General features: G+C 63.1%; 21 protein-coding genes and 1 tRNA gene. 8 read left to right on the forward strand and 14 right to left on the reverse strand.

What is annotated here, in order from left to right; genetic code table 11:
* Positions 1–78 precede the first annotated feature (78 nt).
* Positions 79–534, reverse strand: coding sequence for a hypothetical protein (locus tag E3T49_RS00105; RefSeq protein ID WP_134422287.1), 456 nt, complete (start codon positions 532–534; stop codon positions 79–81).
* Positions 535–785: 251 nt separating this feature from the next.
* Here E3T49_RS00105 and E3T49_RS00110 point away from each other — a divergent pair.
* Together E3T49_RS00110 and E3T49_RS00115 are read left to right on the forward strand one after the other, a co-directional pair.
* A tRNA-Pro gene (locus E3T49_RS00110) sits at positions 786–862 on the forward strand.
* A 178-nt stretch (positions 863–1,040) separates the two neighbouring features.
* Complete coding sequence (locus tag E3T49_RS00115) at positions 1,041–1,364, forward strand: helix-turn-helix transcriptional regulator (RefSeq protein WP_134422289.1); 324 nt, start codon at positions 1,041–1,043, stop codon at positions 1,362–1,364.
* Between the two features lie 1,175 nt (positions 1,365–2,539).
* Here E3T49_RS00115 and E3T49_RS00120 read toward each other — a convergent pair.
* From E3T49_RS00120 to E3T49_RS00145, 5 genes are all read right to left on the reverse strand, one after another.
* Positions 2,540–3,391 carry a hypothetical protein gene (locus E3T49_RS00120; protein ID WP_134422291.1) on the reverse strand — a complete coding sequence of 284 codons (852 nt, stop codon included), beginning with the start codon at positions 3,389–3,391 and terminating at the stop codon, positions 2,540–2,542.
* 335 nt (positions 3,392–3,726) lie between these two features.
* Positions 3,727–3,975, reverse strand: coding sequence for a hypothetical protein (locus E3T49_RS00125; RefSeq protein ID WP_134422293.1), 249 nt, complete (start codon positions 3,973–3,975; stop codon positions 3,727–3,729).
* Positions 3,976–4,231: 256 nt separating this feature from the next.
* Entirely contained in the window at positions 4,232–5,956 is a 1,725-nt protein-coding gene (locus tag E3T49_RS00130; protein WP_198414191.1) for a formate--tetrahydrofolate ligase, read from the reverse strand.
* Positions 5,957–6,029: 73 nt separating this feature from the next.
* Positions 6,030–7,931, reverse strand: coding sequence for an ABC transporter ATP-binding protein (locus tag E3T49_RS00135; protein WP_134422295.1), 1,902 nt, complete (start codon positions 7,929–7,931; stop codon positions 6,030–6,032).
* 263 nt (positions 7,932–8,194) lie between these two features.
* Positions 8,195–8,443, reverse strand: a complete 249-nt coding sequence (locus E3T49_RS00145; RefSeq protein WP_134422297.1) for a zinc-ribbon domain-containing protein — start codon at positions 8,441–8,443, stop codon at positions 8,195–8,197.
* Between the two features lie 372 nt (positions 8,444–8,815).
* Between E3T49_RS00145 and E3T49_RS00150 the strand changes: the two genes are divergently transcribed.
* The 5 genes from E3T49_RS00150 (at position 8,816) to E3T49_RS00170 (ending at position 11,611) form a co-directional block, all read left to right on the forward strand.
* Positions 8,816–9,493: a GAF and ANTAR domain-containing protein gene (locus tag E3T49_RS00150; protein WP_134422299.1), complete on the forward strand. Its 678-nt coding sequence runs from the start codon at positions 8,816–8,818 to the stop codon at positions 9,491–9,493.
* A gap of 25 nt (positions 9,494–9,518) precedes the next feature.
* The gene (locus tag E3T49_RS00155) at positions 9,519–10,274 is read left to right on the forward strand and encodes a GAF and ANTAR domain-containing protein (protein ID WP_134422301.1); all 756 of its coding nucleotides are present in this window, start codon (positions 9,519–9,521) and stop codon (positions 10,272–10,274) included.
* A gap of 126 nt (positions 10,275–10,400) precedes the next feature.
* Positions 10,401–10,718 carry a hypothetical protein gene (locus E3T49_RS00160; RefSeq protein WP_134422303.1) on the forward strand — a complete coding sequence of 106 codons (318 nt, stop codon included), beginning with the start codon at positions 10,401–10,403 and terminating at the stop codon, positions 10,716–10,718.
* Positions 10,715–10,921 (forward strand): hypothetical protein, encoded by a 207-nt coding sequence (locus tag E3T49_RS00165; RefSeq protein ID WP_134422305.1) that lies wholly within the window; start codon positions 10,715–10,717, stop codon positions 10,919–10,921. The genes E3T49_RS00160 and E3T49_RS00165 overlap by 4 nt, the downstream gene beginning before the upstream one ends.
* A 9-nt stretch (positions 10,922–10,930) precedes the next feature.
* Positions 10,931–11,611: a GAF and ANTAR domain-containing protein gene (locus E3T49_RS00170; protein ID WP_134422307.1), complete on the forward strand. Its 681-nt coding sequence runs from the start codon at positions 10,931–10,933 to the stop codon at positions 11,609–11,611.
* Positions 11,612–11,675: 64 nt separating this feature from the next.
* Here E3T49_RS00170 and E3T49_RS16695 read toward each other — a convergent pair whose 3' ends face one another.
* Positions 11,676–11,843 (reverse strand): SHOCT domain-containing protein, encoded by a 168-nt coding sequence (locus E3T49_RS16695; protein ID WP_277613069.1) that lies wholly within the window; start codon positions 11,841–11,843, stop codon positions 11,676–11,678.
* Between the two features lie 395 nt (positions 11,844–12,238).
* Here E3T49_RS16695 and E3T49_RS00180 point away from each other — a divergent pair, with 395 nt between their 5' ends.
* Positions 12,239–12,754, forward strand: a complete 516-nt coding sequence (locus tag E3T49_RS00180; protein WP_134422309.1) for a GNAT family N-acetyltransferase — start codon at positions 12,239–12,241, stop codon at positions 12,752–12,754.
* On the opposite strand, the gene E3T49_RS00185 is transcribed toward E3T49_RS00180, so the two are convergent.
* The 7 genes from E3T49_RS00185 to E3T49_RS16375 form a co-directional block, all read right to left on the reverse strand.
* On the reverse strand, positions 12,751–13,557 hold the full coding sequence (locus E3T49_RS00185) for a phosphotransferase (protein ID WP_134422311.1): 807 nt from the start codon (positions 13,555–13,557) through the stop codon (positions 12,751–12,753). The two genes, E3T49_RS00180 and E3T49_RS00185, sit on opposite strands and share 4 nt — an antisense overlap.
* A gap of 51 nt (positions 13,558–13,608) precedes the next feature.
* Positions 13,609–14,193, reverse strand: coding sequence for an NUDIX hydrolase (locus E3T49_RS00190; RefSeq protein ID WP_134422313.1), 585 nt, complete (start codon positions 14,191–14,193; stop codon positions 13,609–13,611).
* Between the two features lie 576 nt (positions 14,194–14,769).
* Positions 14,770–15,366: a GNAT family N-acetyltransferase gene (locus tag E3T49_RS00195; protein ID WP_134422315.1), complete on the reverse strand. Its 597-nt coding sequence runs from the start codon at positions 15,364–15,366 to the stop codon at positions 14,770–14,772.
* Positions 15,367–15,483: 117 nt separating this feature from the next.
* Entirely contained in the window at positions 15,484–16,179 is a 696-nt protein-coding gene (locus E3T49_RS00200; protein ID WP_134422317.1) for a hypothetical protein, read from the reverse strand.
* Between the two features lie 49 nt (positions 16,180–16,228).
* Positions 16,229–16,954 (reverse strand): DUF2306 domain-containing protein, encoded by a 726-nt coding sequence (locus tag E3T49_RS00205; protein WP_134422319.1) that lies wholly within the window; start codon positions 16,952–16,954, stop codon positions 16,229–16,231.
* A gap of 64 nt (positions 16,955–17,018) precedes the next feature.
* Positions 17,019–18,011, reverse strand: coding sequence for an NAD(P)-dependent alcohol dehydrogenase (locus tag E3T49_RS00210; RefSeq protein ID WP_134422321.1), 993 nt, complete (start codon positions 18,009–18,011; stop codon positions 17,019–17,021).
* Between the two features lie 5 nt (positions 18,012–18,016).
* Positions 18,017–18,178 carry a hypothetical protein gene (locus tag E3T49_RS16375; protein WP_198414192.1) on the reverse strand — a complete coding sequence of 54 codons (162 nt, stop codon included), beginning with the start codon at positions 18,176–18,178 and terminating at the stop codon, positions 18,017–18,019.
* Positions 18,179–18,248 lie beyond the last annotated feature (70 nt).

Consider the following 18,248-nt stretch of genomic DNA (forward strand, 5'->3'; position numbering starts at 1 on the left):
TCGACAGGCTCGACCACCGCTCGCCCCGGTGGTCGAGCAACCCGGTGGTCGAGCTTGTCGAGACCCGGCGACCCAACCTCAAGACGCTCGCACACTCTCCTCCAACTCGCTCTCCTGCTTCTCCGCCGTCTCCGCCTTCTCACCCTCGCCGCTCTCAACGCCCGACTCACCAGCATCCGTAACCGGCACCGCCGTCACTCCCAGCTCGTCCTCAAACTCCTCCTCCTCGTCAACAACAACGACGTCCTCCACAACACTCGCCACCACGGCACCCCGCACCCGCACCTGCGACGCCAGCGCCAGCAGCATCCCCAACACTCCCGCCCCAATCAGCACGCTCCCCAGCGTGCTCCCGGACTGCGCGGCAAAGTACCCCGCATAATCCTGAGACGCCGAGGTGTAAAACTCGGCCTGAGCGCCATTCGACGAGCTCAGCACCAGCCACCCCACCACGGTGACAATCACGCCGGCCACCCATAGCGCCACCAGGGGAAGGTTGAGTTTGGTCAGGATGCCTGCAGTCTTGTTCGCCATGATTTCCTTCTCTCGTGATGCGGCCCGTTCGGCCGATCGCCAAGGTACGTTCGCAACCTATGAGCCCGCTATCAACGCGCGCGGGAATCCCTGAACGCCACCTGCGCGCCCGCGGTGAGCCCTGCTCCACAGGATTCATCGCCCGGATTTGCCCGCTGAGGCCCCATACTGTGCGCGAGTGCTCTCCGGACGCGGTAAGCTATTCGAGTTGTCTCCTGTTGGTTCTGTTAGTCGGAATCGCGCAGGAGCGGCGGGCTGTGGCGCAGCTTGGTAGCGCACTTGACTGGGGGTCAAGGGGTCGCAGGTTCAAATCCTGTCAGCCCGACCAAATGTCCCGGGAACTCAAGGGTTTCCGGGACTTTTTTGGTTAAGAGATTTGATGTTCCCATCACTACCCCATCACTTTCAGCCCATTTCAGCCGCTTTGCCGGCCCTGCCGTGCGGTGCGCCGAGGTTGGTTTCGGTTCCTCCCGATCGTCCGGGATCGCCCGGCACACCTCCTGGGTATGAGCATTCACAACGAGAACCCAACCTCTCCTTCCACCGACGACTGGGGCCTGGAGCCCCTGGTGGACGTTGCCGAGCTGGCCGCCTACCTGGGCATCCCGATCTCCACCGTCTACGACTGGCGGGTGCACGGCAAAGGCCCTGCCGCCTGCCGGTTCGGCAAACACCTGAAGTTCGTTGTCTCCGATGTGCGGGCCTGGATTGCCGAGCAGCGCGAGCCGGGTGGCGCCGTCCGGTCGGTTCGACGCTCGGACCCGTTACCGGGACTGGGACGGTCGGACGCGCCAGAATTAGGCCACCGGAGAGACCACCAGGGCTGCTGAGCGATCGCTGAAGAACAAGCTCACGACGAGATACCTGCAGCAGCCGATGAATACGTCGCTGACGCCGGAGAGATCGTTCGAGGACTTGGCGACGTACTGGCTCGAGGGCATCGACATGGAAAAATCGAACCGTCGAGGACGACCCGGAATCTGTGCGAGCGCAACATGCGGACGCTCGTGATCCGAGTGTGCCGCATATTGCGATCAGACAGTCGCAGAGATACTGTCACGAAACCCTCTCAAAGGAAGCCTCCAATGAAACCCAACCCCGAGTCCGACGGCGAGTACACCGACACGGAACCTGAAGCCGACGCGACGACCCCAGCTGACGGGCGTGCTTTAACTGAATCGGACGTCGAAGGCGAGTACACAGATAGCGACACCCCCAACGAGGCCAACCCCCAGGACACCCCTCCGCCGACCTAGAACCTGATCGAGTCCGACTGGCTCTGTCCCCGTTGAATCTCTCGTTCCCTCTGCCTCGAGCCCTGGAGAAGGTCTGCTCTAGCACCGCCTCACGGCACGTCTTCCGGGGTCTGAAGCCACCCACCGATCTGAGGCTATTCGGGCCGCGGACGGGCCACGGCTGCCCGGCAGTGGCAAGCTCAGCGGCTGCGGGGCTCAGCGTAACGGCACACCGGTTGGCCCATGGCGACCAAGCGAAACGGCCTGCCAACCAGAGCACTCGCGCCGACGGCCGCGAGCCGCAGAACCAGGCATGGACCGTGGCGCCGCGGCCGATTCTGGCAGATTGAGATGGCACCCGAGCACGTCGAAAGACTTTTTCACGAACTGGTGATCGGTGGAGATCCTGAAGTCGTCGGCGCGATTGGGAACCCCGAGCACGGCCTCCTGAAGCTTCGGGCCGTTGGCCCCCGCGTTTTCGCGCCGCGGCCACCGGTTCACCTGCCTCAAGTCAGACGAACACGCGGTCACGTCATCCACGCGCCATCGCTGCGGTGCGACGCCGGTCTGAGCGATGCGGATATACCTCGCCGTTGTGGGCACTATCGCGATCGGGCGTTTCCATCTATATGCAGTACCAGTGCTGACATGCAACGATCTTGAATCACTCGCCTCCGGTTATTGACGCCGAACTTGCGACGAAGGACACCGAATCGTCGCTGTTGGTGCCCGGCACGTTTCCGGATCCGAATAACGTTCCGAAAACAAACTCAGAATATGTCGGCGCTTGGGGTCTTCAGAGGCGGGCGGACCTCTGCAGCGTCTGCACGCAGTTGAGGCAACCCCAGTCGGCGCAGGTGTAGCCCGCCGAGTACCAGAAAAAGTGCCGAGAGGAGCGCTGCGGCGGCCAGCGCCGGCAGGTCTGGCGCGGTGCCGAACACCGGTTTGACCAGCTCGGCCAGTGCTAGTGAGAAGATAAGGGTGAAGCCCAGCACATACAGGGCCGGCAGCAGCACAAGGCCGACGCCGCGGTTGCGGAATACGAGCACAGCGAGGATCAGGAACGCGGGCATGATGAAGCCCAGGTCCAGGATGAAGATGGAGTACAGCGAGTCGATCTGGTCCCGGTCGCGCATGAGTGGGATCAGCATCGCTATCCAGAGTGGGTAAAACATCAGCGGCTGGAGTAGCGCGCCGACAGCGGAGACAACCCGCAGCCCGCGCGGCATCGTTGCCTGCTCCATCACCTCTCGCCGCAGGTTGGCCGTGCCGTAGACCACGCTCCAGAACGCCAGGGTGAAGATCGCCAGGTAGACAAGGTAGAAGCCGTTGTAGGCCCGCTCGATCACGTAGATGCCGTACGCGTAGAAGAGGTAGCCGAGCAGGCCCAGCGCGAGTAGCTGCTGCCGGCACCGATTGGGACGGGCAAGAGCGGCAAGCACGAGAAGACCGATCCCGGCGAGCACCGAGATGATGTCCTGTGCGAGCGCCCCAGGAAGCAGCGTCTCGGCGACGAGTCCGGCGTAAAGGCTCGGATTCAGGATGCCGGCGACTGCGGCGACGATGGCCGTCCCGCCGGTTACAGACCATAGCAGCCGGTTCAGCCCGAGGTTCGCGATCATACTTGCTTCCTAGTCCTTTGGGCGAAGATTCGCAGCGCACACAAGTGGGCCCCCCGAATACGGGACGTTCCGTTGTCGGTGGTTAGGCCCAGCTATCCCCGGCCTTTGGGATGCGAACGCACTTCGTCAGTGGGTGTGGCCGCGTTGCGCACACTTAGGTGAGCAGCTTTTATGGGCATCCGCCGCACGTGAGTTCGTGGGCTCGAAAGCGCTAGCCCACGAGGAGAGAAGTAGTACATCTCAGACGCGACTGAACGATTGCATGCACGGCAGGCACGTCGCCGCTAAATGCCCACGCAACACCCGGTCGGCATCCGTGGCGGTGGAGCTGCAAGTCATAGTGTCTTGCTCGAGAAAGCGTTCGGGTCGAGACCGGCGATTCGACGCGCATGATCTTGGAGTGCTTCTTCGCTCACGGTGTGTCCAACATATGCAAATCGTTCGCGCAGCGCGTCGAGGACTTGGGCTTCGCTGTGGCCGGCGAGGTCGGCTTCCTCCTGTGCGAGAATACCCGCTACTTTGGCCTCGTCCGATTGAGAATGCTGGTCTTGGATCGGTTCACTCTGTGTACCGTTATCAGTCATGCTGGTCCTCCGATCTCAGGGGTTGTGCTGGTAAGCCTAACGTTCAGAGTGACGACTCGTCCGCCGCGGCCGCCCAAGAAGTCGTTCGGTTCTGGCGCACTCCCATAATCACTCTCCGACTATCCCGGGGGACCCTACGAACGCGATCCCGTTTGTGCGGTGAATGCTCTCCTACCGGCTATCCGGAGCTGGGAACACGGACGACTCTGCCGCTAGTGGATTGGAGGCGCCGGATCTGCCCGGCCGGGTCCGCCGATCAGGACAACCCGACGATCTCGCCGTTCTCGTCTATGTCGATGCCTTCGGCTGCCGGTGCAGACGAGAGACCAGGCATGGTGCGCATGTCGCCGCAGAGGGGATAGATGAACCCGGCCCCGATCGAGGCACGCACCTCACGCACCGGCAGTCGCCACCCGGTGGGTGCTCCCTTGATTTTGGGGTCGGCCGACAGGGACAGGTGTGTCTTGGCGATGCACACCGGCAGGCTTCCGAAGCCTGCCCGCTCGTACTTGTCGAGTTGCCGAGCGGCCAGCGGCGAGAGGTCCACGCCGTCGGCGCCGTACATCTCGCGCGCGATCACATCGATCTTGTCGACCAGGGGAAGTTCGTCGGGATAGAGCCGGTGGAAGCTCGACGGTTCAGCGCAGGCCTCCGCAACCGCCTCGGCCAGCTCGACCGCACCCCTGCCGCCTTCGGTGAAGTGGTAGCTGATCGCCGCGCGCACACCTTCCTCTGCTGCGACGTCCATGATCGCCTGATGCTCACTGGCGTAGTCGGTGGGAAATGCGTTCACCGCAATGACCGGCGTCACTCCGTGACGGCGGATGTTGGCGATCTGCCGGCGCAGGTTCACTGCCCCGGCGATGACGTCGTCGGGATTCTCGGCGAGCATCTCCGGCGGCAGCGGTCGGCCGGCGACGACCCGGTACTTGTTTGAGTGAGTTTTCAGGTCACGCACGGTCGCGACGATGACGGCGGCATCCGGCGCCAGCCCGGAGGCACGGCACTTGATATTGAAGAACTTTTCCGCGCCGATGTCTGCACCGAACCCCGCCTCGGTGATGAGGTAGTCACCGGCATGGATGCCGATCAGATCGGCGAGCACCGAGGAGTTACCGGTGGCGATGTTCCCGAACGGACCGCTGTGCACGAGCACTGGCGTCTGCTCCACGGTCTGCATCAGGTTCGGCTTGATGGCGTCCTTGAGTATCGCGGTCATGGCGCCGGCCGCCTTGAGCATCTCGGCGGTCACCGGTTCGCCGCCGCGGTTGTAGCCGACGACGATTCTTCCCATCCGTTCACGGAGATCCCGCAACGACGTGCACAGCGACAACAACGCCATCACCTCGCTGGCTGCGGAGATGTCGAAACCGGATTGGAACGGATTGCCGTCGTCAGGACCGCCGAGCCCGGTGATGATGGTGCGCAGCTCGCGATCGTTGACGTCGAGGACACGTCGCCAGGTGATCTCATGGGGGTCGAACCCGAGACGGTTTCCCTTGTGAATGTGGTTGCCGATCATCGCCGACAATAGGTTGTGGGCCGCGGTAACGGCGTGCGTGTCGCCGGTCAGGTGCAGGTTCAGTGCCTCCATCGGGACCACCTGAGCGTAGCCGCCACCAGCGGCTCCGCCCTTGATGCCGAACGTCGGCCCCATCGACGGCTGCCGTATCGCGACGATCCCGAGCTTGTCGATGTGCCGGAAGCCCTGACCGAGCCCCACCGCGGTGGTCGTCTTGCCTGACCCGAGTGGAGTCGGCGTGATTGCGGTGACGACGACATACTTGGCCCGTGGACGGTCACGGAGCTCATCGATCGCATCGAGGGAGATCTTCGACGCCGCACTTCCGTACGGTTCCAGCAGGTGTGGACCGATGCCCATGTCGGCTGCAACCTCTTCAAGCGGACGACGGACCGCAGCGCGCGAGATAGCGAGATCCGACGGCATGGTCGTGGTGATTGATCGAGATGGCTTGAACATGGTGCCTCCTCAGCGACTCAGCGCCCCTGGGGCCTGGTGACCCAAGCGTACTGTCAGGCCCCGGGCTCAGTGACTAGGTCAGGCTCAGCGTTTCCTCGTCGGCCGCAACATCCGTCTGCACGGCGAACTGGGTCCGGTGCAATTCCTCGTACCGCCCACCCACAGCCAGCAGTTCCTCGTGCGTACCGCGCTCCACGATCGAGCCGTCCTCAACCACGAGGATCAGGTCCGCGCTGCGGATGGTGGAGAGGCGGTGTGCGATCACCATCGCCGTCCGTCCCTCGAGCGCCTCGCTGAGCGCCGCCTGCACGGCGGCCTCAGACGTCGAGTCCAGCGCCGCCGTCGCCTCGTCGAGGATGACGACGCGCGGCTGGGCGAGCAGGAGCCTCGCGATGGTCATCCGCTGGCGCTCACCCCCGGACAGCCGGTAGCCACGCTCCCCGACCATGGTGTCCAGCTGGTCCGGCAGGGACCGGATGAGCGGCTCGAGCCGCGCTCGGCGCACGGCGTCCCACACCTCGTCGTCGGACGCCTCCGGCCTTGCGAGGCGCAGATTGGAGAGGATGGTTTCGTGGAACAGGTGGCCGTCTTGCGTCACCATGCCCAGGCTGTGCCGCATGGAGGCGAAAGTGACATCGCGGACATCCGTCCCTGCGAGGCGCACGGCGCCGCTGTCGACGTCGTACAGGCGCGAGAGGAGCTGCGCAATTGTGGACTTGCCGGCACCGGATGTCCCAACGAGGGCAACGGTCTGCCCCGGCTCGATCCTGAAGGATACGCCGTGCAGCACCTCCTCGCCGCCGCGGGTGTCCAGCGTGGCAACCTCCTCGAGAGAGGCGAGGGACACTTTGTCCGCGGACGGGTAGGCGAAGCGCACGTTGTCGAACTCGACGGCCACGGGGCCTTCGGGAACGGCGACGGCGTCGGGCTTCTCCTTGATGAGCGGGTCGAGGTCCAACACCTCGAAGACGCGCTCGAAGCTGACCACCGCGCTCATGATCTCCACCCGTGCGTTTGCGAGGCTGGTGAGCGGCGCGTAGAGGCGGGTGAGGAGGAGCGCCAGGGTGACCACGTCACCGGTATTCAGCTGGCCGGCGAGTGCGAGGAAGCCGCCGAGCCCATATACGAGGGCGAGGGCGAGAGCGGAGACGAGCATCAGGGCGGTGAAGAAGACGAACTGCAGCATCGCGGTCCGCACCCCGATGTCGCGCACACGGGCGGCGCGAACGCGGAACTCCTCGGCCTCCTCGTCGGGCCGGCCGAACAGCTTGACGAGGGTGGCGCCAGGCGCCGAGAAGCGCTCGGTCATCTGCGTGCTCATGGCGGAATTGTGATCGGCGGCCTCGCGGCGCAGCGCGGCGAGGCGGCTGCCCATGCGGCGCGCGGGTATCAGGAAGATGGGGAGCATGATCATGGCGAGAACCGTCACGAGCCAGGACGTGTTGAGCATGACGATCAGGGTGAGGGTCAGCGCCACGAGGTTCGTGACCACGCCGGACAGCGTGCCGCTGAAGGCCTGCTGGGCGCCGATCACATCGTTGTTGAGGCGGCTCACGAGGGCGCCCGTCCGCGTGCGGGTGAAGAACGCGATCGGCATCTTCTGCACGTGGTTGAAGACGGAGGTGCGGAGGTCCAGGATCACGCCTTCGCCGATCCGCGCCGAGTACCAGCGCGTCACGAGTGACACGGCGGCGTCGGCCACGGCCACGAGGGCGATGACGACGGCGATCCATATGATCGTGGTGACCTCGCCCTGGGCGACGATGACGTCGACCACCTGGCCGGCGAGTACCGGCGTTGCGACCGCGAGGAATGCTCCCACGATGGAGAGAGCGATGAAGATCAACAGCTTGGACCGGTAGGGCACCGCGAACGTCATGATCCGCCGCACGGACTCACGGGAGAAGCCGTGTTTGCCGTCCCTGGCGGTAGAGATCTTGTACAGCGAGCTCCAGGCCGCGCCTTCCATGCTCATTGAGGTTCCTTCCGTGGGCAACAGTCCAGCTTAGATGGCGAGTTGCCCGAGCTTGGCGACGCGGCTGCCGAGGTGACGCGCGGTGCGGCGGTCAGGACCGCGGCGGGGTTCGCGGTCATTTCACGACTGTGCGCCGGCTCCGAGGTAGCAGCCAAGACGGTTGTCGTCATGGTCGGTGGACGTGGTGGTGTTCCAGCCGGGGAGCGGCCCGAGACTGACCCAATGCATGCCTGAACGGGCGAGGGCGCGACTGGAAGTTGCTTTCAGCGCTGGTTTTCGGCCCAGGCGATGGAATGCTGGGCCTGCCCCGCAGTGAGGACCGTTTCTGCTCCGCAGTTCGTGCACCGGTTGACGTATGTCGTCGAGAACGCGAACAGTGAAATGAAGAACAAGGTGAATCGGTTGGAGCGCCGGATCACGTCTTGCGTTGCCTCGACGTGGCAGTACCCGCAGACGAAGGAGACCACATTCACGATGCTCTCGGTGAGGCGATTGCCGAAGATTAAAAGCATGAACTAGTCCTTCTTCTGAATTCGGGCGTAGCGGGAGGGCGGGGTTGCTCAGCTCTAAGACGTCAGCGGAAAGCGGAACGTCACGCACAACGATGACTTTCGGAGCATTCTGAAGAACGGCCGTGTCGACATCGACATCATCAGATGTGCGTGTGAAGTCCTGGTTGATGCGGGTCTTGCGAAACAAGAGCATGGGTCGGCTGCGAATGCGGCCCCCGCTTACGGGCCCGCTTGACGACAGCACATCCCGCTTCTGCGAGTTGCTGTACTCTGAACGGACTGTCCCGAACGAGACAAGTGATCTCTGAGGGGGGATGCAATGGCGCGGTGTTATCAAATCCCAGCCTCATTCCTCTATTTCCGGAAGATGTGATGCACGAAAGCAAGAACGATTTCGTGGTTGCTGAACCCACGGATTTGTGTCTGCCGTTTATCGACGACCTCGGCGTCACCGGTGTGACAATCGCCGTTTTCGGACCGAGGGGCGGTCAATCCACCATCTGCTCGAGTGATGCGGTCGCGGCGCGGATCGACGAATTGCAGTTCGATCTTGGCGAAGGCCCGCAGTGGGCCACACTCAAATCCGGACTCCCGACGCTCGTGCCGGATGTTTCTACAGGCACCCATGATTCCTGGCCCATTTTTGCAGCTTCGATCAGTTCACTTCCTGTGGGCGCGCTCTTCTCGTTCCCCTTGCTTATGGGAGCAGTCACTGTCGGCACCGTCGGGTTATACCGGCGAACTGCAGGCGCCTTGAGCCCGCAGCACAGAGAGATCGCAGTGACTTTGGCGTCGGCCATGACGGATGTTGCCGTGCGCCACGCCATCGCAGGTGCCGACAATGAAGACGCACGAGAGTCGATGGTGACCCCGGCGATGAGGCGCGAGGTTCATCAGGCCATTGGCATGATCCTTGTGCAACTAGATACCACTGCTACGATCGCCTACTCGCGCCTGCAGGCCCACGCTTTTGCCAACGGTCGAACCGTTCAGGACATCGCCCGCGACGTCGTCAGTAGGCACATGAGCTTTAGATCTCTCCCCGAATAATTTCACTACCGAGAAAGAGCAAGCCATGGCTGACCTCACGCGCGAAGCGAAGCTGAATAGAGCGTTCGTTAAACTCGCCGACACCCTCACGGACGATTTTGACGTCGTTGACCTTCTCCAGAACCTCGTGGAACAGTGCTCGGAAATTCTCGACACCCAAGCCGCGGGTCTGATGCTCCTCGATGGTTTGGGCGAGTTGCAGCTCGTGGCATCCACCAGTGAAGAAACGACACTCATAGAGGTGATGCAGCTGAACGCGGGCTCCGGACCGTGTGTCGAGTGCTTCACGACCGGGCAACCGGTGACCGTTGGCGATATCGAAGGTTCCGGGGATCGGTGGCCGGCCTTCCGTCTTGAAGCGATACGACAGGGTTTCAAATCCGTGCACGCGACCCCAATGCGTCTTCGAGGCCAAGTGCTTGGGGCTTTGAACATGTTCAGCATCCACGTGGGTGAACTGGTCGCCGCTGACGCCGCTGTTGCGCAGGCCCTGGCCGACGTTGCCACCATCGGACTGCTGCAGGAGCGAGGAAGCAGAGAGCAGACTCTTGTCGCTGCGCAGTTGCAGCGAGCCCTGAACTCCCGAGTTCTGATCGAGCAAGCAAAGGGCGTTGTATCGGAAAGCGCTGGGCTGACCATGGACGAAGCATTCGCGGCTTTGCGGAAATATGCTCGCGACCGCAACCTCACGCTCACCACCGTGGCCACCGCGGTTATCGACCGCAGCATCGATTTGGGAAGCCGCGTCGGCGCGAAAGGCGAAGCCGGCTCACGAGTCTGAATCTGGCACGGCGAATGGCCGTGTCCCTGATGCTGACGAGAATTGACTCGCAGGCAGCTCGGCCATAGGGTCTAATTGTTGCTCCAGCCCTCGGCAGCGGTTTATTCGCTGATCCGGGGAGCACAAATGCGTGACAGTCGGCTTTATCCACGCACCGATGACGCATTCACGAGCACATCGTTTGCCGATCTTATTAACGAAGACGCGGCGAACTACTGCTGCAGTCACTGCATGTCGATCACGCAGATGTCGGCTTACGGCTGGCTGGTGCGTCGCGAGCCTCGCGTGGAAAGTTCTGATGGACTCCTCGGCTGCGTGGAGCAACAAAACAAAAGTTTCCAAGGAATGGAAATCGGCGGCGGTTTTCGCTGGACCACCTTCACAGCGCTTCGCGCGCTTGGCATCGCGGCAGAGTCCGGATCCGCCCGGTTGGTGAGCGCATGACCGCGATCACTCCTGTGGGAGTTCCGACGAATGGCTCCGATCGCCGGCCCGCGCTGCCGCAATCTGCTGTTCGCGGCAGTGTACTGACGTTCTCAGCCGACCTGACTGCAGTCATCGCCCTGTGGGTTTCGGAAATCGCCGTGCCCAATTCGAGACGATCCCCACACGAGGAAGCCTGTGTGGAGCGCCAGCGTCAGGCGTAGCGTTCGCCAATGAGTATGTACAACGATGGAAAGGTTGTCGTCGAGGTCATGAGGGCACTCGCAGAAGCATCGGAATCCGGTTACGAAGCCAGCGACACCCTTGACCTCTTGGTGCAGGCCGCAACCTCGTTCACGCGTGTTGTTGAGGCCGGCATCCTGATAGCTGACTGCGATCAGCACCTTCACGTTGTCGCCTCTTCAAAGGAGAGGAGCGCTGACGTCGAGGAAGCGCAGCTGGGCTTCGAGCAAGGGCCGTGCCTCGTGGCGTTTCGTACTGGTGAAACTTTGGACGTGCCGAACATCGCTGCATCTTGGCGCGCTTGGCCTACGTTCGCTGCCATCGCCGAAGCCCGCGGGTTCCAGGCCGCGCACGTGGTTCCCTTACGTCCCCGGGGACACAACGCCGGGGTGTTGTGTCTCTTTTTGGAGGAGCTCGGCCCAATGAATGACAGAGATGCTGCGTCGATCGAGGTTTTGGTCCGTGCCGCGACAACCAACCTCGACGAGGAATTGCCTCAAGCGCTTGACGCTCGGGTGACGATAGAGCTAGCCAAAGGGGTTCTCGCTCAGCAGTATGGAGTGCCCATGGGCGTCGCGTTCTCACTCTTGCGCGCTCATGCGCGGAAGACGGATACGCGATTGAGCGATATCGCCGGAAAGATTGTGGACAGCCGAGGCAAATTTAGATGAACGCAGACGACCATGCTGAAGAGGAGGATCAGCAGCAACCGGTCAGGTAAGCCACGGCGGAGGCTTACTGTCTCAGGATGCGGGATTTCTCCTGTTCGAACTCAGCGGTGGTCAGCACGCCCGCTGACAACAGCTCGCCAAGCTGTGTGAGCTGGGCGATCCGGTCACTCGCGCCGGCCGGCTGGGCAGGGCCCTTTGGTGCCGGCGGTTCCGGGGTCGGCCCGCCCGGCACGGACTAATTTTGGTCAGCCCACCGGGCTTGCTGCCGCCGCTGCACTCGGCCGTGAACGGAACTGGCAACAGCAACAGTAGCTGCGGTCTTCAACAGGCCCACGATGCGACGTGCTTCCGCCGCTTGCGACATGGGGAGAGGGACTTGCTCGCGGCGCGGGCAGGTTGGTAGCTACGCCCAACGGGTCCTTCGGCTCGTTCCATCGCGTCGTTGATCCCTCACATCAGGACACGGTTCTTCTCCGTTCGCGCCCAACGTGGAGGCCCGTATTATCGTCAATCTGCGCGACCCGGCGGTCCGCCTTTCAGCGGGCATAGACCTTGGGGACGCCGTCGCGATGCTCTCCTCGTCGTGATTGTCGGTCCTGTCGTCGTGCCTGTCGGTATGGTCGGGGCATGACCATCGAACTGCGCACCGTATCCGCTGACGACTGGCGGGTCTGGCGGCCGGTGCGGCTCGCGGCGCTGACCGACGCGCCTGGCGCCTTCGGTTCACGCCTGCAAGAGTGGGCAGACGCGTCGGATGACCGTTGGCGTGAGCGTCTGTCGATCCCGGGAGCGATCGATATTCTGGCTGTCGATGTCGACGGGAACACCCCCGTCGGCATGGCCACGGGGATCCCGTGCACGGATGCCGCCAGCCGCGCCGAGCTCATCTCCATGTGGGTCGACCCCGCCGTTCGTAGTCGTGGTGTCGCCAGTGCGCTCATCACCGCGATCGCACGTTGGGCGGCGAGCACTGGCGCGACGACGCTCGTTCTGTCCGTGATGCCGGACAATGTCGCAGCCCGACGAACCTATGAACGAAACGGCTTTGTCGTGTCCGATGAACCCGGCGATCTACTGCCGAGTGGCCGGCGCGAGCTCGTCATGCTCCGCGATCTCAGCCCCGAGCGCACCGAGAGGGACTAAAAACGTGCTGCCGGACGAGACCGCGGGGACTCTCGTGTCGGATGCTTTTGCGATGGCGAGAGGGCTCGCTCCCAGGCCGTCTGGTTTTGGGTGACATATTCGGCAGCGTCACGCCAGAAGTCCCCGTGGCCGTTGACGTACATATCGGCCCACGGTTGGTGTCCGGTCTCGTTGGCGTTGCGCAACATGTCGAACATGGCCGCGGTCCGTTTCGCCATGGCTGCCGGAAGGGCCGCACGGAGTTCGGTATCGGCCCCGTACCCGTCGACGAAAGCACGCAGCCTTGACGCTGCCGCCTCGACAGGTTCACCCTTGATTAGCATGCCAAAGGCTTGGGCGGCGTAGGCCAGATCCCACAGCCGGGTGCTCGGGCCGGTCGCATCCCAATCGATGAAGACCCAGCGATCGCCGATGACCAGATTCCACGGCGCAAGATCGTTGTGACACATCAGGTTCGGATTCTCGACTGGCAGCAGCATCTCCCAATCCCTAGCGTCGGGGATGGGAACGGATTCACTCACGTCGTGGATTCGGCGAATCATTCGACCCACCCGCCGCAGATCAGCGGCTCTGAGCGGCATCTGGCTTGACGCCATGCTGCCTTCCGCAAACTCGACCGATTGACGACCGGACTCATCGCGGCCGAGTGGTTGAGGAGCATCCACTCCGTGTGCTCGGAGAATAGCGAGATAGCTCTGCACGAAAGCTGTGTTTTCGATCCAGGGCTTTCGCACGGTCCCGCCGACTTGGACGACGGCGCCTGAGGCGTTGCCCCCGGTGAGTTCTTGCTCTTCCTCGCCCATACCAGCAGGCTACTGCTCACAGGTCAGCTCGAGAGGCGCCTTCAGCGGGAGCTAGACACTGCTTTGGTGCCTGATTTCGTCAAGAATCCTGCGTAAGCGGTGCTCAAAGTTCACAGGCACGTTGTCGGGCAGTTCTGTTACTGGCCACCAAGCGACATCCTCGCTCTCAGTGCTGGTGGACGGGGTTATGTCTGTTCTCGCGATTGCGCCGAAGCCGATGTCCCAATGAACGCTGCACCGTGCAAAGCCGGCACCCAGGGCGTGCTGGTCGACATCCAAGATGGCGCCGACCGGACGGATGTCGTTGATGCCGCCTTCCTCACGGGCTTCGCGGAGGGCCGCCGAGGCAACTGATCTGTCCGTTGCTTCAACGTGACCGCCAAGCTGAACCCAGAATCGACCCTTCTTATGGAAGCAGAGCAGCACCTTGTCCAGATCGGGGGTGAAGACGAAACAGCTCGCAGTCACGTGCTCCGCACCCCCGTCGCGATCCAGCGCAGATCCAGGAGAGGCACCGACGAAGGAGACGTACTCATCACGCAGCGCGCCCTGGGTGTGCCCAAGGGATTTCCAGGCGTTGAGCGTGTCAATCAAATCTGCAGAGACGACCGGGTAGGTACCTGCAGCGTTGACCATGACCCCACCCTACTGAGACACCGGCACGTGGGCTCATAAACCCAACGGTCTCCGGGCGTGTGTTTGTTGGTAAGTGGCCTGCGAGCTTGGCAGTCTTGCCGAGTGCTTGTTTCGGAGCCGGAGCCGGAGACTTGGGTTGGGTATGCGTGGCCGCGGCAATAGGCTGTGGCTAACCGAGGGGGACATCGGGGAATCGCTTTGGGTCCTCCGCTCGCATCCCACCTGTTCAAAATAGTTAGGTGATGTGGCCGGGACGGAGCTCAAGAAAGGATCCTCGCAGTGGAGATTGTGACCTCATTCGCTGGGGCCGTGCTCTCACTGGTCGTCCTTGGAATCGTGCTCTATGCGGTGATCCTGACAGCCAAGCTATTCAGATATTGGCGACAGACTCGCTCTGCGGAACGGGCGCGGAGAAGGCAAGAGCTTTCCGATTCGCGGATTCGCGATTCGCTTCAGGTGGCTGGATTCAAGGACTCGGAAATCGAAGATGCTCTCCGCAACTCCGGGAGCGTTGGGCCACCGACAGCTCAGGAGTGAGACGCTGACGGGAACGGTCTCCGGGCGTGTGTCCTTGTTCTATTGCGACATTGTGAGGCTGAGCCAGCGTTCTTCGATGGCATAGCCGAGATGTTCATTCATGCGGATGCTGCCGGCGTTAATCTGAGCACCCCCGGTGCCGAAGATCCTGACTCCCTCGTCGGCTAATGCCGTGATCGATGCGGCCTTCACAGCAACGGCGAGCCCTCTGAGGCGGTAGGAGCGGTGGACGGAAGTGAATTCGGTTTCCGCGCGCGTGGCCGTCAGGCCAATTACGCTGACGGCCGCGAGTTGCCCGTCAGTGATGGCACCAAAGAGGCGGTACCCCGATTTCCACAGTTCGCGCATGTCGGACTCGTCTCGGTGCGGCACGGATGTCGCTGGCGTAAACGGGTAGTCGGCGTGGTTCAAGGCTTCCAGGGCCGTGACCTGAGGCGCCCAGCCGGGATCGAGTTCCTCGATCAGGAATCCTTGTTCCGTTGCCGCGACGACCGCCGCGCTCAACACCGATAGGTCGGGTGGATCGCTGAGGCGCAGGCGGGCGCCCCACGATTCGCCGACAACGACGTACCCCGCCTCGGTTAGATGCTGCAGGCGTGGATCGTTGAATTGGACTACCTCTATATCCGCGGTCACGAGGACAGTTTGTCAGAGTGACTGTTGGCGAACGCCTTCGGGGCGCTCCCGTAGGGCGGAGTGCTTTCAGGGTAGGTGGTACATGAAATTGGTCTCTCGGCGCCGACCTCATTTCGGTCACGACCGAACGAGGCGCACGCCGGTCGCGAGCAGCCAGACGAGCCAGGCGGCGAACCCTAGGAGCCCGACGAAGATCAGCGTCGAGCCGTCGGCGATCGCGAGGCTGCCGAGCCCCGCGGCGAGCAGCAGGCTCCCACTCACCAGGCCCAGCAGGCGCTGCCAAGCCGGAGTCAGCCCGCTCGCGTGCGCGGCGAGAGTCACGCCGAAGCAGGTGGTGCCGATCATCGGCAGCGCCAGCGCGAACGCCGCCGCGTGAATCTGCCAGACGAGCTCGAAAGCGGGCGTCGGCTCGGCGAGCCCGCCGGCGGAGAGCGCGAGCCCGATCTGCGTGACGTTGAACAGCACGAAGATCGCCGCCAGCGTCGCGCCAGCGGCCAAGGCCAGGCGCGACCAGCCGACGCCCGCTCCGCCGCGCCGCTCCACGAGGCCGTGCAGGCCCGTCACGAACACCAGCAGCAGCGGCAGGTACAAGGCCACCAGACCAGAAATGATCGCGATCGCGTCGCGGTTGGTCGCGTAGTAGGCCAGCACTTGCTCGATCGGATCGCCATAGCCCGGAGCGCCCGTTACCGTGAACAACACGTTCTCTATCACCACCAACACCGCGAAAGCGATCGCCGCGGCACCGACGAACCGGCCTCGAGCGAACGCAGTGCGGGCTGGCGGGGTGGCGGTGTTCTTCGGTGATTTCATTTTTCTCTCCTGAGATGCGGCCGGATGGCCGGCGGGATGTCGAGGGGGTTCATGATGTGAGCGCGCCACGCCTCGCACGACCGCGCCTGCGTCGGCTGGTCCGTCGCAGGATAAGTAACTCCGCCACGACACTGTTGATCAAGAAACCCGCGGCGACCAGCCATGCCTCGCCGAATGAGTCGACCTCACCGACATTGAGCGTCCACAGTGTGACGACGAGCGCCTGGGTTCCGCCGGAGACAGCGATCGCGTAGGCGCGCGTCATCCATGCTCCGTGCGCAACGAAGTCGCGACGCGTGATCGCGATCACGGCGAGCACAAGAAACACTGTCATCGGCACGGCGAAGACGAGTCGAAACATCGCGAGTGCGAATTCATCAGGGGGTCCACCGAAGAAAACTGCGAGCCAGATGCTTGACAGTGTCGCGATTAATCCAGCGGGGATCAGTGCACGGCCGGCCGTACGGTGCCAACCGCGCCGAATTCGCAGTGCTGGAGAGAACTGGATTGCGCCGAGAATGCAGAACACGCTCATGGCCACGATGTGCGCAACGACCGCTACGGATGTAGCCACCAGCATTTCGCTCTCGGGCTCAGCGATCCCGTCCGTCAAGCGAAGCACACCGCCGAGTACGGGAAGGGCGCTGAGGATCAAGAGGCCGGTTATGGCAAGCCATCCGCTCCTCGGTCGCTGCCGCTCGCCCTTCTGCTGAGCAATTGGGCGGGTGGCCGTCATCTTTTGGTCGATCGAGAAGCTCTTGTCGAGGGGGTTCATGATGTCTCTCCTGGGGTGTCGAGGGAGCGCACGGCGCGCCTGTCGCGGATGAAGATCTGGCGGCCTACTCCTTGGTGTTGTTCAGGCTGGTGACGTTGATGGTGACCTTCCCCCTGGCGTGCTCCTCAACGAAGTAGCGGATCGCCTCAGGCGTCTCAGCGAGCGGGTAGCTGCGGTCGACTGGCGGCGTGATGGTGCCGGCGTCGATGAGCTGCCGAAGAACTTCGAGGTCGACCCCGCTCGCGTTCGCGGAGAGGGGTCGTAGGTTCTGGGTCACGAACATGCCCAGCAGCATCGCTGCAAGCATCCGTCGGATCGGACCGAGCACGCGTCCCCCGTTGCCCGACGCCAGCACCAGAGTTCCGCGACGAGTGAGGGCCCGCCTGCACTCGGCGACCGATCGGTTGCCGACGAGGTCGATGATCACGTCGTAGCGAGCCTCGCCCGTCGCGAAGTTCTCAGCCGTGTAGTCGATCACGTGGTCTGCGCCCAACGTGCGCACGAACTCGAGATTTGCGGTGCTGCAGACGCCAGTCACTTCGGCCCCGAACGCCTGAGCCAACTGCACGGCGAAGGAGCCGACTCCGCCGGACGCCCCGTTGATCAGCACCTTGTCGCCCGGCTTGATCTTTGCGACTTCCCGCACGCCCTGCAGCGCCGTCGTTGCGGCGATCGGCACGGCAGCCGCCTCGCTGAAACTGATTCGCGAGGGTTTCTGAGCGAGGCGCTTCTCGTGGGCGACGGTGTACTCAGCGAAGCTGCCGGCATCCACCTCCGCATAAACCTCCTCGCCAACGCTGAAACGGCGCACGTTGTCGCCCACAGCCTCGATCACGCCGGCCACATCCCTGCCCCGCGTCAAGACCGTGGGCCGCCGCAGGCCGAACGCCAACCTCGCAACGAAGGGTTCACCCTGCATGAGCAGCCAATCGGCCGAGTTGACGGATGCTCCCAGAACCCGGATGAGGACTTCGTCCTTCGCCGCGACGGGCCGGGCAACAGTCACGTATTCGAGAGTGTCCAGTCCGCCGTAGCGGTATTGGGTTATCGCCTTCACCGTTCTCAGCGCCCCTCGGGGTCGAGCCCGTTGACCGGCTCGTGGAGGATGTCGCCACCCCGGAGCTTGTCGATTTCGCCGGGCTGGTACCGGTGGTGGTAGTCGATGTAGAGGACGAGGAACATGAGGCTCGTCCAGGCTGCCGCAGGCTTGGCTTGCACGGGCATGCGCAGATCTTGCAGCGTGCTCTGGGACGGCGGATTCTCTCGTGCTGTGTGGGATCGAGGCGTTCTCATC

The sequence above is a fragment of the Cryobacterium cryoconiti genome, assembly GCF_004403065.1.
Taxonomy (GTDB): Bacteria; Actinomycetota; Actinomycetes; order Actinomycetales; family Microbacteriaceae; genus Cryobacterium; species Cryobacterium cryoconiti.

Bases quoted from the DNA above. Each gene is read 5' to 3' on its own strand.
- E3T49_RS00170 (WP_134422307.1), top strand. From the start codon at position 10,931: ATGAGTATGTACAACGATGGAAAGGTTGTCGTCGAGGTCATGAGGGCA.
- E3T49_RS00130 (WP_198414191.1), bottom strand. From the start codon at position 5,956: ATGTTCAAGCCATCTCGATCAATCACCACGACCATGCCGTCGGATCTC.
- E3T49_RS00145 (WP_134422297.1), bottom strand. From the start codon at position 8,443: ATGCTTTTAATCTTCGGCAATCGCCTCACCGAGAGCATCGTGAATGTG.
- E3T49_RS00185 (WP_134422311.1), bottom strand. From the start codon at position 13,557: ATGGGCGAGGAAGAGCAAGAACTCACCGGGGGCAACGCCTCAGGCGCC.
- E3T49_RS00205 (WP_134422319.1), bottom strand. From the start codon at position 16,954: ATGAACCCCCTCGACAAGAGCTTCTCGATCGACCAAAAGATGACGGCC.
- E3T49_RS00190 (WP_134422313.1), bottom strand. From the start codon at position 14,193: ATGGTCAACGCTGCAGGTACCTACCCGGTCGTCTCTGCAGATTTGATT.
- E3T49_RS00155 (WP_134422301.1), top strand. From the start codon at position 9,519: ATGGCTGACCTCACGCGCGAAGCGAAGCTGAATAGAGCGTTCGTTAAA.
- E3T49_RS00165 (WP_134422305.1), top strand. From the start codon at position 10,715: ATGACCGCGATCACTCCTGTGGGAGTTCCGACGAATGGCTCCGATCGC.
- E3T49_RS00135 (WP_134422295.1), bottom strand. From the start codon at position 7,931: ATGAGCATGGAAGGCGCGGCCTGGAGCTCGCTGTACAAGATCTCTACC.
- E3T49_RS16375 (WP_198414192.1), bottom strand. From the start codon at position 18,178: ATGCCCGTGCAAGCCAAGCCTGCGGCAGCCTGGACGAGCCTCATGTTC.
- E3T49_RS00105 (WP_134422287.1), bottom strand. From the start codon at position 534: ATGGCGAACAAGACTGCAGGCATCCTGACCAAACTCAACCTTCCCCTG.
- E3T49_RS00200 (WP_134422317.1), bottom strand. From the start codon at position 16,179: ATGAAATCACCGAAGAACACCGCCACCCCGCCAGCCCGCACTGCGTTC.
- E3T49_RS00120 (WP_134422291.1), bottom strand. From the start codon at position 3,391: ATGATCGCGAACCTCGGGCTGAACCGGCTGCTATGGTCTGTAACCGGC.
- E3T49_RS00180 (WP_134422309.1), top strand. From the start codon at position 12,239: ATGACCATCGAACTGCGCACCGTATCCGCTGACGACTGGCGGGTCTGG.
- E3T49_RS00125 (WP_134422293.1), bottom strand. From the start codon at position 3,975: ATGACTGATAACGGTACACAGAGTGAACCGATCCAAGACCAGCATTCT.
- E3T49_RS00115 (WP_134422289.1), top strand. From the start codon at position 1,041: ATGAGCATTCACAACGAGAACCCAACCTCTCCTTCCACCGACGACTGG.
- E3T49_RS00150 (WP_134422299.1), top strand. From the start codon at position 8,816: ATGCACGAAAGCAAGAACGATTTCGTGGTTGCTGAACCCACGGATTTG.
- E3T49_RS00160 (WP_134422303.1), top strand. From the start codon at position 10,401: ATGCGTGACAGTCGGCTTTATCCACGCACCGATGACGCATTCACGAGC.